Below are 15,475 nucleotides of genomic sequence, written 5' to 3' on the forward strand. Positions count from 1 at the left end.
AGGATCGATCCGGCCTTTGGCTGCTCGCTGTCGCTCGGCGAAGGCAGGATGCGGCTGAGGCTTAGCGGTCCGCGCAGCTTCGACATCCTGAAAGCCTGCGTCGCGATCGACTGGGATTCACCGCAAGCGAAGCCAGGAAGCGTGTTGCAGACCGGCTTCCATCACGTACCGGTGCTTCTCTTGCGCACGGCAGCCGATGCTTGCGATATTCTTGCGCCGCATAGCTTTGCGCAAAGTCTGGTCAGTTGGGTGACGGACATAGCCGCTCCCGAGATATTTGAAGTGAAATGACCAGCCGCCGCTGAGGCTCGATTTCCCGGCAACCGACATTATGAGTCTGTGAACCGATCAAGCACGTTGCGGGTGATCTGCTCGGTGAAGCGGTCGCCGCGCTTGAGGCCCATGACCCACTCGCATGTCGCCGCGGTCACCACTTCGCCCTTGCCGCGGGTCATGTGCACCATCATGCCGGCGCCGTATTTGTAGCGGGCGAGGCCTTCCGGCGTCACCTCGCCGGTCACGCATTTGACCAGGCCCTCATGGTCGCTGCCGCGGACATAATAACGGAAACCTTCGCCGTCCGGCTCGTCCTCGGCAAGCACCGCCGGCGCCATGGCGAGGATTTCGATCGTTTCCGGCTGACCGTCGACCGGGACAGGGTAGGGCAGGCCATGCCTGAATGTGTAATCGAGACCGTCGACCTCGTAGGCGAAGATGCGCTCCTTGTCGCCGAAGATGTCGGCATAGTGCAACCCGGTGCGGGCAAACACCCAGTGCTCGGGCCGGTAGACGGTGAAGCCTTTCTGGCCGTGCGGCGCGAAGCCGCCCCAGGACGCGTAGAGCCCATGCAATCCGTTGACGCCGACCGTCGAGGCGCCCGGCCAGGCGACGTCCTTGTCCTCCCAGGCGGTCGACAGCAGGTGGGCCTTGTCGGTGCCGGCCACCGGATCGTTGTTGATGGCGTTGAACTTGTGGCAGATCTGGCGCTTGCCGTCGTCCTCCAGGCGGATCTGCCAGAGGAAATTGGCGCCGAAGCGCGCCAGCCGGCCGCCGCGTTCGACATAGGCTTCGATCGCCAGCCGCATCTCGCGGGTCCAGTATTCGTCGTGGCCGACAATGGTCAGGCACGGATAGGCGTCGAGCAGCTCCGGCCTGTAATGCAGGTCGGTCTGCGTGATCATGTCGAGCTCGTAGCCTTCCTTCTCCGCCCACAGCACGAAATGGCGGTCGAACTGCGCCCAGCCGGCGGCGGCGTAATACTGGCCGAAGCCGTTGGCATAGGCCCATTCCTTCATCGGATAGCGCGGCGCGTCGCCGAATTCCGGCAGCGGGTCGGCGCAGATGCGCGGTGCTCCGGGCGGCAGCCAGACGACGCCGCGGGTCCACGGGCGCTCGAGCGAAAGCACGGGCGAGGGCTGGTCCTTGCCCGGACCGACAACGCCGAAATAGTGGTTGGCGCCGCCGAAATCATTGTAGGCGGTCCATGTGCCGGTCGGCAGGATCATCAGGATCTTGGCGCGGCGCGTGGCCGCCGTCGGACGAACGACGAAGAAATGATGCTGGACGAACTTGCCGCCATTGGCGCGGGCGCAGGTCGAGACGACCCGGTAGAAGCCCGAGCGCAGATCGGCCGGCAGGCGCCAGCGGTGGCTGACGGGCCAGCCGCAGCCGGAGCTATATGCATCCGCCGGGGTCGGCGCGAAGACGCCGGCGATGTTCTCGACCTTGTGGACTGTCTCCGGCCGATAGCCGTCGCGGTAGATCTCCAGCGTCCACTGCGGCGCGGTGGTAGAGGAGTGGAAGACCACCTCGTCGCCCGGATCGTAGGACATCGTGTCGGTGTAGGTATAGACCTCGGGCAAAGCAGGGTCGCCGCGCGGCGCCTCATACCAGGGGTTGGAGTGCCAGTGCTCGTCGGCGGACATCGCCCAGGCCTTGCGCGGGCGGATGTTGACGGGGCCGAGTTCGGGCGGAACGAAATCGTCTTCACGGGACATGGGCTTACTCGTTCGAGGATGGTCTGAGAGGCGTTGGTCAAAGAGCGTAGGAGATGAGCTGGCCGGGCAGGCCGAGCGTCACCCAGAGCCGGCCGTCATGGACGCAGCAATTGGTCGGGTCGCTGCCCTCGCCGCAATCGATCATCTCGACCAGCCGGCCGGTGTTGTCGAGGATGGCGACCCGGTCGCCGGTGCTGCCGGTGACGTAGAGCAGGCCGTCATGGAAGACCATGCCGTCGGGGTTGAAGCGGTCGTCGAGACGAACCCATTCGGTCATCGCGCCGACGTTGCCGTCATTCCAGTCGAAGCGCAGCAGGCGATGCTCCATGGTGATGCCGACGATCAGCGAGCCGTCGGGATGGAACACAAGCCCGTTCGGGAAGCCGGTCATCTTGGCCAGCGCGCGGACCTTCCGGTCCTGTCCCACCGCAAGCAACTGTCCGCCATGGTAAGCACTGGCATCTGCGCCCAGCACCTCCCAGTTCTGCGGATCGGTGAAGACGATCCCGCCTTCCTGCGTGAAGATCAAATCGTTTGGCCGCGAAGGCTTGGCGCCGGGCAACTGATCGGCAAAATTCTCCCAGCGGCCGTCGAGCTGCACGCGCTGGATGCAGCCGGGAATCATCGGTGCCGCGAAATGCAGCGTCTCCAACGATTCCGGCGCAAGGCCGCCATTGTTGCAGATATAGAGCGCGCCGTCGGGACCGAGCCGCATGCCGTTCGGCGCGCCGGAAAGGGCGGCCAGCTCGCGCACGGCGCCGTCCTTGAAGGCGCAGACCCTGGCGTGCAGCAGGTCGACGAAGGCGATCGAACCGTCCGGGAGCGCCACCGGTCCCTCCGGAAAGCCCAGGCCCGTCACATGGATTTCCTTCGACCGTTTCATTGCTCCTCCCTTCGCTGAGCTTCTAGCTGGCTACGGCCAGCCCGCGCCGGGCGCGTCCGACCTCGGCTCCGGCTTGCGCTGTCTCGTCGGGCGCGAGGTGGCAGGCCACCATCTGGCCGGTGCCGGGCGTGGCGCGCAGCGGCGGCACTTTCTCCCGGCAGATGTCGCGCGCCAGATGGCAGCGCGGATGGAACCGGCACCCGGATGGCACGTCGGCCGGATTGGGCGGATCGCCGGTGAGCATGATGCGCTTCCACCCAACCTGGCGGCGCGCGGCAAGCGTCGGCGCGGCCGACAATAGCGCCTGCGTGTAAGGGTGCAGCGGCCGCTGCATGATTGCGTCGGCCGTTCCCTGTTCGATGATGATGCCGAGATACATCACCGCGATGCGGTCGGCGACATGGCCGATGACGTCGAGGTCATGCGAGATGATCAGGTAGGAGATGCCGCGCTTGCGCTGGATCTGCAGCATCAGGTTGACGATCTGCGCCTGGATCGACGGATCGAGCGCCGAGGTCGGCTCGTCGGCGACGATGATTTCCGGGTCGAGCGCCAGCGCCCTTGCGATGGCGATGCGCTGCAGCTGGCCGCCGGAAAACTGGCCAGGCAGTTTCCGGATATCGATGTTCTCCAAGCCGACGAAGGAGAGAAGCTCGCGAATGCGCGTCTCAAGCTCGGCGCCAAGCTTGACGCCATGCGTGTCGAACGGCTCGCGCATCACTTCGGCGATCGTCATGCGCGCGTTGAGCGAGGCGAGCGGATCCTGGAACACGGCCTGCAGGCGACGGCGGATCGGCAGCATGCGTCGGCTGGCGAACCCGGTCACGTCGACGCCGTCGAAGCGCACGCGCCCGTCCGTCACGTCGACCAGCTTGAGGGCCAGCCGGGCGAGAGTGGACTTGCCGCATCCACTCTCGCCCACCAGCCCTAACGTCTCCCCCTTGCCCACGGTAAGCGAAACGCCGGCCACCGCCTGCACCGCACGGCCGCCGCGGCGCTGCGAGAAGGTCTTCGAGACGGCATCGAGTTCGAGAAGCGCCATGGTCAGCTCCTCGCGGTTTCAAGAGGCATGGCGGCCTCGATGGGATGATGGCAGGCAAGCTCGACGCTGCCGAATTTCCGCCGCGGCGGTTCGATCGCCTTGCAGTCGTCCTGCGCGCGCGGGCAGCGCGGATGGAAGCGGCAGCCGGCCGGGAAAGCGCCCAGTCCGGGCGCACCGCCGACGATGGCGTTAAGGTCCTGCTTGGCAGGCGTCTGCGAGATCATGGCGCTGGTCATCAGCGCGGCGGTGTAAGGATGCGAGGGCTGCAGCATGATGGCGTCGGCCGGCCCGACCTCGGCGATGCGGCCGGCATAGAGCACGAGGATCCGGTCGGCGACTTCGGCGACCACGCCCATGTCGTGGGTGATCAGGATGATCGTCAGCGAAAGCTCGCGCTTCAGTTCGGCAAGCAGCTCGAGCATCTGCGCCTTGATGGTGACATCGAGCGCCGTCGTCGGCTCGTCGGCAATCAGCAGGCTCGGGCCGGCGGCCAGCGCCATCGCGATCATGGCGCGCTGGCGCATGCCGCCGCTGATCTCGTGCGGATAGGCAGAGGCGACGCGGCGCGGATCGGGAATGCGCACGCGCTCCAGCATCTCCACCGCGCGCTTTCTTGCCTCGGCGCGGCTGGCAAGGCCGTGCGCGGTCAGTGTCTCCGCGATCTGGTCACCGACCGGCCAGACCGGGTTCAGCGAGCTCAGCGGGTCCTGATAGATCAAGCCGATCTCCGGGCCGCGCAGCTTGCGCAATTCGGCGTCGGGTCGCTTCAGCATTTCGCGATTCTTGAAGCGGATCGAGCCGGAGACGAAGGCGGTGGGCGGCTGCAGGCCGGCGATCGACATGCCGGTCAGCGACTTGCCCGAGCCGGACTCGCCGATGATGACGAAGGTCTCGCCCTCGGCGACGTCGAAGGAAATGCCGTCTACAGCGACGAGGTTCTGGCCCTCGCGCTGGAAGCCGATTGCGAAGTCGCGGACCGACAGGATCATGCGGCCCGCCTCGACGCGAGCGCATCGCCGATCAGCGAGAAGGCGGTGGCGGTCAGCATGATCATGGTGCCGGGAAAAACCAGATACCACCAGGCCGAACCAAAATAGGGGCGCGAGTCGCGGATCAGCAGGCCCCATTCCGGCGTCGGCGAATTGGCGCCGAGGCCGAGGAAGGAAAGGGCGGTGACGGCGACCAGCGCGTAGCCGATGTCGGTGGTGACGCGCACATTCACCTCCTGGACGACGAAAGGGATGATGTGGCGGCGCAGGATGGTCATCTCCGACACGCCGAGCGCGCGGGCGGCCTCGACATGCGGCCGCTCGCGCAGGCGCAGCACCTCGCCGCGCACCAGCCGCGCATAGCCCGGCCACCAGATGATGGCGAGCGACAGCGCCACGCTGTCGAGCCCACGCCCGATCGAGGCGGCGACGGCGAGCGCCAGCACCAGCGCCGGGAAACCGAAGAACAGGTCGACAATGCGCATCATCAGATTGTCGACGCCTTGGCGCGCCATGCCGGAGACCGCGCCATAGATCACGCCGAACAGAGCGGAAGCGAAGACGATGGCGATCGCTACGCCAAGCGAATAGCGGGTGCCGTAGACGATGCGCGAGAGGACATCGCGGCCGCCTTCGTCCGTGCCGAAGATATGGGTGAGGCTCGGCGGCTTCAGCCGGTCGGCCATGGCAAGCGCGATCGGGTCGTGCGGCGCAATCAGGCCGGGCAGAAGCGTGAAGGCGGCCAGGATCACCAGCACCAGCAGCGCGAGCGGCAAGAGCACGCCCTTCGGCCTCGCGATGGTCCGGCGCGTGGGCTCGGTGGAAATGCTCATGAGCCGACACTCTGCACGCGCGGATCGATCACCGGATAAAGCAGATCCATCACCAGGTTGATGATGACGAAGCCCGCCGTCGAGACGATCGCCAGCGCGATCACCGGCGAATAGTCGAAGACCTGGAACGACTGGTAGGCGTAGAGGCCGATGCCGGGCCAGTCGAAGATGACCTCGACCAGGATCACCCAGCTGATCATGTAGCCGAACTGCATGGTGGTCGCCGTCAGGATCGGCGACAGCGCATTGCGCAAGATGTGCTTGAACAGGATGCGGTTGGGCGACAGGCCCTTGCCACGCGCCGTGCGCACATAAAGCCGGCTTTGCTCCTGGATGAGGGCGGCGCGCGACAGCCGCGTGCCGACCGCGAGCAGGTTGACGACAATGGTCGCGGCGGGAAGCGTCAGATGCTTCAGGCTGGCGAGAAAGGCCGAGAGGCTGCCGGCCAGCAGGGAGTCGACCAGCAGGAAGCCACTGACCACGGGCGGCGCCGTCTCGCGGATCGGGAAGCGCGCGCCGAGCGGCAGCCAGTGTAATTTGTAGAAAAAGAAGAACTGCAGCGTCATGCCGAGCCAGAATACCGGGATGCCGGTGCCGACCATGGTGATGAGGCGGATTGCGCCGTCCACCGCGCCGCCGGGGCGGCGGGCGGCGAGCACCGCCAGCGAGAAGCTGACCGCCAGATAAAGGACGAAGCTGACGATCAGGAGTTCCAGCGTCGCCGGCAGATACTGCTTGAGGTCGGTGCTGACGCTGCGGCGCGTGCGGATGGACTCGCCGAGGTCCCCCTTGGCGAGGCCGATCATGTAGGAAGCGAATTGCTCCGGCAGCGGCCGGTCGAGACCGTGCTCGACGCGGATGCGCTGCACGGTCTCCTCGGAGGCGTTCTGGCCGGCCAGGAAGGCGGCAGGGTCGGCCGGAACGACACGGCTGAGGAAGAAGGTTATGACCGCGACGGCGATGAGGACGACAAGACCCCAGACCAGACGCTTCAACAGGAAGGCGATCACAACCGTGCCGTCCGCATGCTCACCCCGCTATTACTTGCTGTACATTTCCCAGAACCGGGCGTTGATGTACTCGGCCGGATCGATGCGGTAGCCGCCGATGCGGTCAGGCTCGGGCACCACGGTCTTCGGCCGCGCGGTCCAGATGATGTAGTGCGAGTCCACCACGATATCGGCCGCCTGCTTGAGCAGCTTGCCGCGCTCGACGGCGTCCGAAATCGTCGGCAGCTTCGCCACGAGGTCCTGCAGCGTCTGGTCGAAGAATTTGCCCGAATTGTAGAACCCGCCCTTGAGGTAATGCGCGGAGAAGAACTTGGTCGCATCCGAAGGGCTGAGGTTCGCGTTGCCGAGCACGAAGCAGTTGCTCTTGTCGGATTTGATGGCGGTGATCGCCTCGACGAAAGGCTGCTCCTCGATCTCGACAGTGACGCCGAGCTGCTGGGCCGAGGATTGAAGCACGGTCGCGGCGAAGCGGAATTCCGGGAAACCGGCAGGCACCGAGCATTTCATCTTGGCGTTGGCGAGACCCGATTTGGCTAGCGCCGCCTTGGCGCCTTCGAGATCGGTCTTGATTTCGGCCTCTTCCTTTTCCGGACTGCCGGGGAACCAGGAGGGGACCGGGCCGCGGCCGACTTCGGCCTTGCCCTGGAAGGATTGCACCATGGCGTTGTAGTCGAACGCCTTGACCAGCGCCTCGCGGAAATCCTTGTTGTTGGTCGGCGCCAGATCCATGTTGAGATAGATCGCCGGCCAGGCCCACAGATTGTTGCCTTCGACCAGATGGAAGCCGCTGCTGGTGCCGATGCGCAGCGCCTCGTCGAGCGGCACGAAATTGGCGAGGTCGAACTCGCCGCCCTCAAGGCCGCGGGCGCGGTTGGCGCCGTCGGTGACGAAACGGTCGAGCACGCGGTCGAACGGCTTTTCCGGGAACTTGCCCCACCATTTGTCGTTGCGCTTCAACTCGATCTGGGTGCCGCGCGTCCAAGACACGAATTCGTAGGGACCGGTGCCGTTGGCGTTCTCGTTGAACCACGCCTGGCCGAGGTCGTCCTTGTGCTTGGCGATGTCCTCGTCGGACAGCATCTCGATGCGGCTGAGGTTGGAGGCGAGGAAGACTGTCGGCGCCTTGGTCTCGATCTTGACGGTCTTGGGATCGACCACCGTGACGCTGGCGATGTCGTCGACCAGATAGGACTGCCCCTGGCCGATCTTCAGCAGCCGGTCGAGCGTCGCCTTGACGTCGTTGGCGTCAAAAGCGGTGCCGTCGTGGAAGGTGACGCCGTCGCGCAGCTTGAAGGTCCAGATCTTGCCATCCTGTTTCCATTCCGTCGCCAGCGCCGGCAGCAATTTGGATGGGTCATCAAGGTCGAAATCGACCAGTCGATCGTAGATGTTGCGGGTGACCGTGAACTCCCAGTTCACATTGGCCTTGGCCGGGTCGATTGTGCTCGGCTCGCCGGCATCGGCATAGACGAAGGTGGACGCGTCGTCGGCGAAGGCAGAGTAGGAGACGCCGCCCATCAAGAGGCCGAGCGCCAGTCCCAAAATCCCATTGCGAAGCTTCATTGTTCTCCCCTTATTTTTGACCTCTGGAAATAGAATATATCATATATGATGGAGGTCGCAAGCGCGCATGACGACGTTTCCGCGCTGCGCGGCCGACGGCGAAATCGAGGACAGACGCACGTGGAGGCGCGGCGAAACGGCTGAGCCTCAGAGCCCATCCGGGAGCTTGTCCGGGATGGAGCGAGTTCTGGATTTTGAGGTACGGGAAGGGGCTGGACTAGCGCCGCGACCGCCGCGGCGGCTCGTCTTCGGCGTCTTCCTTGCTCTCGATCGCCGCGAGGTGCTCGACGAATTTGCGGCCGCCTTCGATCAGGTCCTGCTCGAAGGCGCGCCGCAGCGCCGCTTCGTCCTTGGCGCGCAGGGCGGCGATCACGTTGACGTGCTGGTGCCGGCCTTCATAGGTCGGGTGGCCGTGCGGGTAGAGCAGGCTGAGCAACGGACCGGCCTGGATCCACAATCTCTCGATCATCTCGATCAAATGCGGCATTTCCGATTTGCGATGGACGGCGAAGTGGAAGTCGTAATTGTGCTGAAGCGCGGCCGCGTAGTCCTTGGTGCGCTCGGCCTCGATCAGCTTCTTATGGATGTCTTCGAGGGTTTTCAGGAACGGCTCGTCGATATGCGGCATCGCCTTTGAAGCGGCATAGGGCTCGAGCACCAGCCGGATGTCGCGCAGCTCGAGATATTCCTTGAGGCTGATCCGCCGCACGCGGATGTAGTAGCCCGGCTTCATCTCCAGCGCGCCGTCCTTGACGAGCTGGAAGATGGCTTCGCGCACCGGCGTCTCGCTGGTGCCGAGCTGCTGGGCGAGGTCGCGGATCTTCAGCCGGTCGCCCGGATGCAGCCTCGCCGACATAAGCTCCTGGCGCAGGCGCAGGTAGATCTGCGAGGACAGGCTTGTGGCCTGAATCTCAGGCAGGTTCTGCATTTCAGCGGACTCGCTTTTGCATCTGGCCGACTGTCCTCATGACCACACAGCACCAGGCATGTCCATATCGCGGCCCAGGGCGCGTTCGAAAATCCGGTTCATATCCAGTTCCTTGCGCCCACACCCGTCAGCCGGGCAGCAAACCCGTTCCGTAGTTGCCGTAGCGCTTGCCGACACGCGCCATCTCCTCTTCAGGGAGCAGCACCGGCGCGCCACCTTGCAATGCCATCAGATACTGGCGCGCCAGGGTTTCGAGTTTCACCGTGGTCTGGAAGGCGGCTTCCAGCGTCTTGCCGATGGCGATCATGCCGTGGTTGGCGAGCAAACAGGCGGTGCGATCCTTGAGCGCCTCGACCGCCGACGTTCCGAGGTCGGCCGTGCCGAAGGTGGCGTAGCGAGCGCAGCGCACATCGGTGCCGCCGAAGGCCGCGACCATGTAGTGAAACGACGGCAGCGGCTTGCACAGACATGCCAGCGCAACGCAAGCATCGGCATGGGTATGGATCACCGCGTTGGCGGCCGGGTAGGCATTGAGGATCGCGGCATGCATGTGCCATTCGCTCGATGGAATGCCTTCGCCCCTGATGGCGCCCTGGGGATCGACTTGGACGAGCCGGTCCGGCGTGAGATTGCTGCTGTTGGCTCCCGTTGGTGTGATCAGCATGCCGCCTGGCACCCGCCGGCTCACATTGCCGCTGTTGCCGTGGTTGAAGCCTTTCTCCTGCAGGCGGCCGACCGTCTCGATAATGGCGTTGGGCAGATTGTCTTCGTTGATCATCAGTGCTCCGGATGCCGCATGGATTCCAGCGTCGGCAAGAACATGTCCACAGGCCCCAGCTTTCCCGATTTGAGGCTGAGGGCGACGATCTCGCCATCTTCCGTCGTCGCGCGGGCGATGCCTGGACCCTGGTAGGCGCCGATCCTCAGGCGATCTATTCCGAGCTGCTCGACCACCGTGCCGGACGTCTCGCCGCCCGCGACGAGGAAGCGCCGGACGCCGCGCTTGCGGAGTTCCACGGAGAGCCGGCCTAGAATAGCCTCGGCGAAGCTTGCCGCGCCTTCGCGCCCATGTCTTGCCTGCGCGGTGCCGACCTGCTCCGGACCGGCGGAGGTGGCGATCGCGATCGGGCCGCCTTCAAGATGTATGCCCGCCCAGGCGAGCGCCGTCTCAACCGCCGCATCGACGCTTCCGGCCGAAGCGATGTCGATGCGGTGCACCGGCCTTGCCTGTTCGAACGCCGCGAGCTGCTCCAGCGTCCGTTCCGCACAACTGCCGGCCAGCACGACACCGGGGCTTTCGACCGCCGGCAGGGGGCGCTTCGGCGGCGCGTCGTCCAGCCAGCCGCGCTTGCGCCAAAGCGCGGGGTAGTGGCGGATGACCGGCGCGTTGCCGGTCATCAGCGGCCAATCGACGGTGAGCGCCGCGACCGCGGCAAGATCCTCGGCATAGATCGCGTCCATGATGACGTGCCGGATACCTTGCGCGACCAGCTGGTCGACAAAGGCTTGCCGGGTGGCAGGCTCGGCCCGCACGACATTGTGCGGCAACAGCCCGACGGCGAGTTTCGATTGCCGCTGCAACACGCGGACCAGGTTGGGATCGGTCATCGGGGTCAGTGGATCGAACCGTTTCGGTGATTCCGACACGAGTTGGGCGCCGACGAAGAGATGGCCCTGGAAGACGCTGCGCGCGAGATCGCCGGAGCTCGGGCAGAAGCCGGTTTGGGAAGCACGCGTCAGGGCAAGCAGCCTATCGGCCACCGGGCCGATATTGCCGTCGTCGGTGGAATCGAAGGTGGCGCAATATTTGAAGAACAGCCGCCTGACGCCGATGTCGAGCAGCCGCTGTGCCGCTTCTTCCGATTTCCGCACGGCCTCGGCGGCGGGAACGACGCGGGTCTTTTGCGCGACGACCACGGCGGGCGCGTTGGCGAAATGCCGGACCAGGGCAGGCCTGGTCACGAAACCGCAGTCGACGCCGAGCGCCACCAGCATCGCGGCGGTTTCCATGCCGCCGGTGAGATCGTCGGCGACGATGCCGATGATGGGCTGCATTTTCTCCGCGTCCCCGAACTATTGTGCGCGGATGATACATGATATATCGAGTGCTGCAAACAAGTCTTGGCGAGTCGGGCGGAACGACGCCAGACGGGGGCATCTTTCCATGGACCAGCATTCAAAGAGCATCGACGGCGCCTTGCGTGCCCGGGCACAGCGCGTCATCCCCGGCGGCATGTGGGGGCATCAGAATGCACCGCGTCTGCCGGCCGGCTATCCGCAATATTTCTCCCGGGCGCAAGGGTGCCGGACCTGGGACGCGGACGGCCGCGAATATATCGATTTCCTCTGCGGCTGGGGGCCGATGATCCTGGGCTATGGCGATGCCGACGTCGAGGCGGCGGCCGACAGGCAGCGCGCGCTTGGCGATGCGATGAACGGGCCGAGCGAACGGCTCGTCGAATTGGCGGAACTGATGGTCGAGACCGTTCCGCATGCCGATTGGGCGATGTTCTCCAAGAACGGCACCGACGCCACGACCGCCTGCCTGACGATCGCTCGCGCGGGCACCGGGCGCCGCAAGATCCTGGTCGCGCGCGGCGCCTATCACGGCGCCATTCCGTGGTGCTCGCCATCGGTTGCGGGCGTTACCGAGGAAGACCGCGCGCATCTGGTCTATTACAACTACAACGATGTCGAGAGTCTCGAGGCCGCGGCCGAGCTGTGCAAAGGCGATCTCGCCGCGATACTGGTCTCGGCCTTCAAGCACGACCTTGGCAAGCCGCATGAATTGCCGATCGTGGCGTTCGCGCGAAAGGCCCGCGCGCTCGCCGACAGCGCCGATGCCGCGCTGATCGTCGACGACGTGCGTGCCGGCTTTCGCCTCGCTATGGGTGGCAGCTGGGAAACGGTCGGCGTGCGGCCCGACATGGCCGCGTGGAGCAAGGCGATCGCCAACGGCCATGCGCTGGCCGCCGTCACCGGCAACGACCGCTTTCGCGAAGGCGCGACACGCATCTTCACCACCGGCTCCTTCTGGACCGCCGGCGTATCGATGGCGGCCGCGATCGCAACGATCCGGAAGCTCAGCGCGGTCGATGCCGTGGCGCATATGCGGGCCATGGGCCAGCGCCTCCGCGACGGTCTCGACGCGCAGGCGCGGAAGCACGGCGTGCCCTTGCGGCAAAGCGGGCCGGTGCAGATGCCGGTGCTTTTGTTCGAGAACGATATCGATCGCAAGCTCGGCGACACGTTCTGCCTGGGAGCGCTCGCCCGCGGCGTCTACCTGCATCCGGCGCACACGCTGTTCCTGTCGGCGGCCCACCAGGAGGCCGATATCGACAAGGCGCTGGCGGTGACGGACGAGGCTCTGGCAGCGGTCGCGCGGCTATAGACCTGAGAAAGGTTACGGCGCGACGAAGCCTTCGTGTCCCTGCAGGAAGCGCAGGAAATCCTCGCCGCCCAGGATGAGGTCCCGCTCCATGGCGGCGCGCGCCTTTTCCGAATTCTTCTCGCGCAAGCCCTCGATCACCGTCAGATGCTCGGCGGCGCCGACATATTTGTGCTCGCCTTCCTTGAAGAAGACAGTCAGCATCGGCCCCATCGAAACCCACAGGCTCTCGATATGGGCGACCAGCATCTCCATGCCGGAGAGCCGGTAGACGGTGAAATGGAAGTCGCGGTTGTAGCGGAATGAGAGCTCCGGATCGCCGGCCCGGTCCGCCTTCTCGAAGACTTTCTGGATGGCGGTCAGCTTTTCGATGTCTTCCTTGGTCGCGTTCTGCGCGGCGAGCCCGGCAGCAAGGCCCTCCAGCGACAGTCTTATGGTGCGCACCTCCATATAGCGCGCCAGCGTCAGCGCCGGCACGGTGACGAAACGGCCCGAGCGCAGCTCCAGGCCGCGCTCGCTGACCAGCCGCAGGCAGGCTTCGCGGGCAGGGGTGACGCTGGTGCCGAGCTGGTCGGCGAGATCCTGCATCACCAGGCGCTGCCCCGGCCGGAACTGCCCCGCGATCAACCCTTCGCGAAGAGCGACATAGGCGCGCGCGGAAAGGTTGCCTTGCTCGAGCGGCTGAATGTTCACGGCAAAGGTCTCCTCGGCATTGTTGTGTGGCGTCTTCTGCCGGCGGTGATTCTACAAGATATAACCAATAGACGCTTTTTTCTTCACTGTATTGTAGAGCCTGCTGGAGCAGGATGACGTTTCGTTGAATCGTCATCCTGCCCAGCTCTTTGTTGGAGCATGATCTTTCCCGAACCGGTTCCCACTTTTGCTACGCTGACCTGCGGTTCGGGATCGTGCTCTAAGCGAGCAGGGATTGCGCGACGCTTTCGACGCCCGCCGCATCGAGCTTGTAGTGACGGTAGAGATGGGTCGGCGGCGCGATGAGGCTGTACTCGTCCTTGATGCCGTGCCGGACGAGCCGTGCGCCGCCGCCTTCCTCGGCCAGCACTTCGGCGACCGCGCCACCCAGACCACCAAGGATATTGTGCTCCTCGACGGTGAGGATGATGCGCGACTTGCGCGCCGCCGCCATCACCGCCGCGCGGTCGAGCGGTTTGATCGTGTGCATGTCTATGAGGCCGACGGAGTGGCCCTTGCCGTTCAAGGCCTCCATCGCCTGCTTGGCCGAGTGTACCGCCATGCCGCAGGCAATGATGGTGATGTCGTTGCCGATGCCGTGAACCACCGCCTTGCCGAATTCGAACGGGCCGTCCTTGCCATAGACGGCCGGATCGTGGCCGCGCGAGATGCGGAAATAGATCGGCTGTGGATGATTGACGGAAGCGCGCAGCGCCGCGGCGAATTGCGGGCCGTCCGCGGTCGAGACGACAGTGAGGTCGGCGATCGCGCGCATGATGGCGATGTCTTCCGTCGCGTGATGCGAGGTGCCGTAGAAGCCGAGCGAGATGCCGGTGTGATGGCCGATCAGGCGGACCGGCTGCGCGCAATAGGCGACGTCCATGCGAATCTGCTCGCAGCAGAGCAGCGCCAGGAAGGAGGCGAAGGTGGCGACATAGGGCATGACGCCGGTGGTGGCCATGCCGGCCGCGGCCGAGACCATGTTCTGCTCGGAAATGCCGAACTGCGTGAAGCGCTCCGGGAAGYGGCGTGCGAAGCCGACAAGGCCGTTGGAGTGCTGCAGGTCGGCGGTGCCGGCAACGACCGGATGACCGGCCTCGGCAAGCTCGATCAGCGTGTCGGCCAAAGTCGCGAGCGAGGGTGCACGCTTGTTGAGTTCGCGGTACTGCCAGCTGTCGGGATGCAGGGCCGCGCTCATTGCGCACCTTCAAGGATCATGTCGCGGGCGCGTGCTTCGTCTTCCGGCGCGAGATAGCCGAGATGYCAGCCGGGTTCGGTTTCCATATAGTCGATGCCCTTGCCCTTGACCGTTCTGGCGATGATGCAGCAGGGTTTTTCGCGGCCGGTGTCTGCCTTGACCTTGCGCAGCAGGTTGGCGAGCGCGACGACGTCGTGGCCGTCCACCTCATGCACCTCCCAGCCGAAGGCGCGCCACTTCTCATCCAGCGGCTCGACCGCGGCGACGTCGTCGACTTTGCCGTCGAGCTGATAGCCGTTGCGATCGACGATCGCGACGAGCCTGCCCAGCCGATGGGTGGCGGCGCTGATGGCGGCCTCCCATACCTGTCCTTCCTGCATCTCGCCATCGCCGAGCAGGACGAAGACGTTGAAGTCCTTTCCGTGGAAGCGGCCGCCGAGCGCCATGCCGACGCCGTTGGAGAGGGCATGGCCGATCGAGCCGGAGCTGAAATCGACGCCGGGCACCTTGCGCATATCGGGGTGATCGCCAAGCGGGCTGCCGAGGCGGGTGTAGTCGTCGAGCCAGGAGCGGCCGAAGAAGTCGAGGTCGGCGAGGATCGGGAACTGGCCGACCGCCGCATGGCCCTTGCCCATCAGGAAGCGGTCGCGATCGGGCCAGCCCGGCTCGCCACGGCGCAGCCGCATCGTGTCGTAATAGAGCGTCGAGAAGATCTCGGCGCAGGAGAAGACCGACGAGTAGTGGCCGACCTTGGCGATCGAAATCAGCCTGATCGTTTCCAGCCGCACGAAGCGCGCGCGCTCGCGCAGGCGGGCAGCCTGTTCGTCCGATATCCCGTCATTGCCGCTGTTGCTCGGCCACCGGCTCGCGCCTGAGGACGCCATGGTCGATCTCCTCCATTTCCGTTTATCTGACCCTCGACAACTTATAAGTTATAAGATATTTGGTTGA

Annotated in this window: 15 protein-coding genes; 2 read left to right on the forward strand and 13 right to left on the reverse strand. The window is 65.1% G+C overall.

Features of this window, described 5'->3' with window-relative positions:
- Positions 1 to 48 precede the first annotated feature (48 nt).
- On the forward strand, positions 49 to 291 hold the full coding sequence (locus LCM4577_RS16065) for a hypothetical protein (RefSeq protein ID WP_206744871.1): 243 nt from the start codon (positions 49 to 51) through the stop codon (positions 289 to 291).
- A 38-nt stretch (positions 292 to 329) separates the two neighbouring features.
- On the opposite strand, the gene LCM4577_RS16070 is transcribed toward LCM4577_RS16065, so the two are convergent.
- From LCM4577_RS16070 to otnK, 10 genes are all read right to left on the reverse strand, one after another.
- Positions 330 to 1,997, reverse strand: a complete 1,668-nt coding sequence (locus LCM4577_RS16070) for a N,N-dimethylformamidase beta subunit family domain-containing protein (protein ID WP_071072166.1) — start codon at positions 1,995 to 1,997, stop codon at positions 330 to 332.
- Between the two features lie 37 nt (positions 1,998 to 2,034).
- A complete protein-coding gene (locus LCM4577_RS16075; RefSeq protein ID WP_071072168.1) occupies positions 2,035 to 2,880 on the reverse strand; it encodes an SMP-30/gluconolactonase/LRE family protein in 846 nt (281 codons plus the stop codon).
- A gap of 22 nt (positions 2,881 to 2,902) precedes the next feature.
- Positions 2,903 to 3,928 carry an ABC transporter ATP-binding protein gene (locus tag LCM4577_RS16080; RefSeq protein WP_071072170.1) on the reverse strand — a complete coding sequence of 342 codons (1,026 nt, stop codon included), beginning with the start codon at positions 3,926 to 3,928 and terminating at the stop codon, positions 2,903 to 2,905.
- Positions 3,925 to 4,908 carry an ABC transporter ATP-binding protein gene (locus LCM4577_RS16085; RefSeq protein ID WP_083354752.1) on the reverse strand — a complete coding sequence of 328 codons (984 nt, stop codon included), beginning with the start codon at positions 4,906 to 4,908 and terminating at the stop codon, positions 3,925 to 3,927. The genes LCM4577_RS16080 and LCM4577_RS16085 overlap by 4 nt, the downstream gene beginning before the upstream one ends.
- A complete protein-coding gene (locus LCM4577_RS16090; protein WP_371410054.1) occupies positions 4,908 to 5,672 on the reverse strand; it encodes an ABC transporter permease in 765 nt (254 codons plus the stop codon). The genes LCM4577_RS16085 and LCM4577_RS16090 overlap by 1 nt, the downstream gene beginning before the upstream one ends.
- A 68-nt stretch (positions 5,673 to 5,740) precedes the next feature.
- Positions 5,741 to 6,754, reverse strand: a complete 1,014-nt coding sequence (locus tag LCM4577_RS16095) for an ABC transporter permease (RefSeq protein WP_041005982.1) — start codon at positions 6,752 to 6,754, stop codon at positions 5,741 to 5,743.
- 30 nt (positions 6,755 to 6,784) lie between these two features.
- Positions 6,785 to 8,272, reverse strand: coding sequence for an ABC transporter substrate-binding protein (locus tag LCM4577_RS16100; protein ID WP_244508351.1), 1,488 nt, complete (start codon positions 8,270 to 8,272; stop codon positions 6,785 to 6,787).
- A 262-nt stretch (positions 8,273 to 8,534) separates the two neighbouring features.
- A complete protein-coding gene (locus LCM4577_RS16105) occupies positions 8,535 to 9,245 on the reverse strand; it encodes a GntR family transcriptional regulator (protein ID WP_040983779.1) in 711 nt (236 codons plus the stop codon).
- Positions 9,246 to 9,372: 127 nt separating this feature from the next.
- Positions 9,373 to 10,023, reverse strand: coding sequence for a class II aldolase/adducin family protein (locus LCM4577_RS16110; protein ID WP_071072174.1), 651 nt, complete (start codon positions 10,021 to 10,023; stop codon positions 9,373 to 9,375).
- The gene (gene otnK, locus LCM4577_RS16115; RefSeq protein ID WP_071072176.1) at positions 10,023 to 11,300 is read right to left on the reverse strand and encodes a 3-oxo-tetronate kinase; all 1,278 of its coding nucleotides are present in this window, start codon (positions 11,298 to 11,300) and stop codon (positions 10,023 to 10,025) included. The genes LCM4577_RS16110 and otnK overlap by 1 nt, the downstream gene beginning before the upstream one ends.
- 109 nt (positions 11,301 to 11,409) lie before the next feature.
- Between otnK and LCM4577_RS16120 the strand changes: the two genes are divergently transcribed.
- Positions 11,410 to 12,636: an aminotransferase class III-fold pyridoxal phosphate-dependent enzyme gene (locus tag LCM4577_RS16120; RefSeq protein WP_071072178.1), complete on the forward strand. Its 1,227-nt coding sequence runs from the start codon at positions 11,410 to 11,412 to the stop codon at positions 12,634 to 12,636.
- A gap of 12 nt (positions 12,637 to 12,648) precedes the next feature.
- Here LCM4577_RS16120 and LCM4577_RS16125 read toward each other — a convergent pair whose 3' ends face one another.
- From LCM4577_RS16125 to LCM4577_RS16135, 3 genes are all read right to left on the reverse strand, one after another.
- The gene (locus LCM4577_RS16125; RefSeq protein ID WP_071030401.1) at positions 12,649 to 13,326 is read right to left on the reverse strand and encodes a GntR family transcriptional regulator; all 678 of its coding nucleotides are present in this window, start codon (positions 13,324 to 13,326) and stop codon (positions 12,649 to 12,651) included.
- 220 nt (positions 13,327 to 13,546) lie between these two features.
- Complete coding sequence (locus LCM4577_RS16130; RefSeq protein WP_071072180.1) at positions 13,547 to 14,524, reverse strand: transketolase family protein; 978 nt, start codon at positions 14,522 to 14,524, stop codon at positions 13,547 to 13,549.
- Positions 14,521 to 15,408, reverse strand: coding sequence for a transketolase (locus LCM4577_RS16135; protein WP_071072182.1), 888 nt, complete (start codon positions 15,406 to 15,408; stop codon positions 14,521 to 14,523). Before LCM4577_RS16135 ends, LCM4577_RS16130 begins: the two co-directional genes overlap by 4 nt.
- Between the last annotated feature and the right edge of the window lie 67 nt (positions 15,409 to 15,475).

Origin of the sequence: Mesorhizobium sp. LCM 4577 (genome assembly GCF_001854795.2) — a bacterium.
Lineage (GTDB): Bacteria > Pseudomonadota > Alphaproteobacteria > Rhizobiales > Rhizobiaceae > Mesorhizobium > Mesorhizobium plurifarium.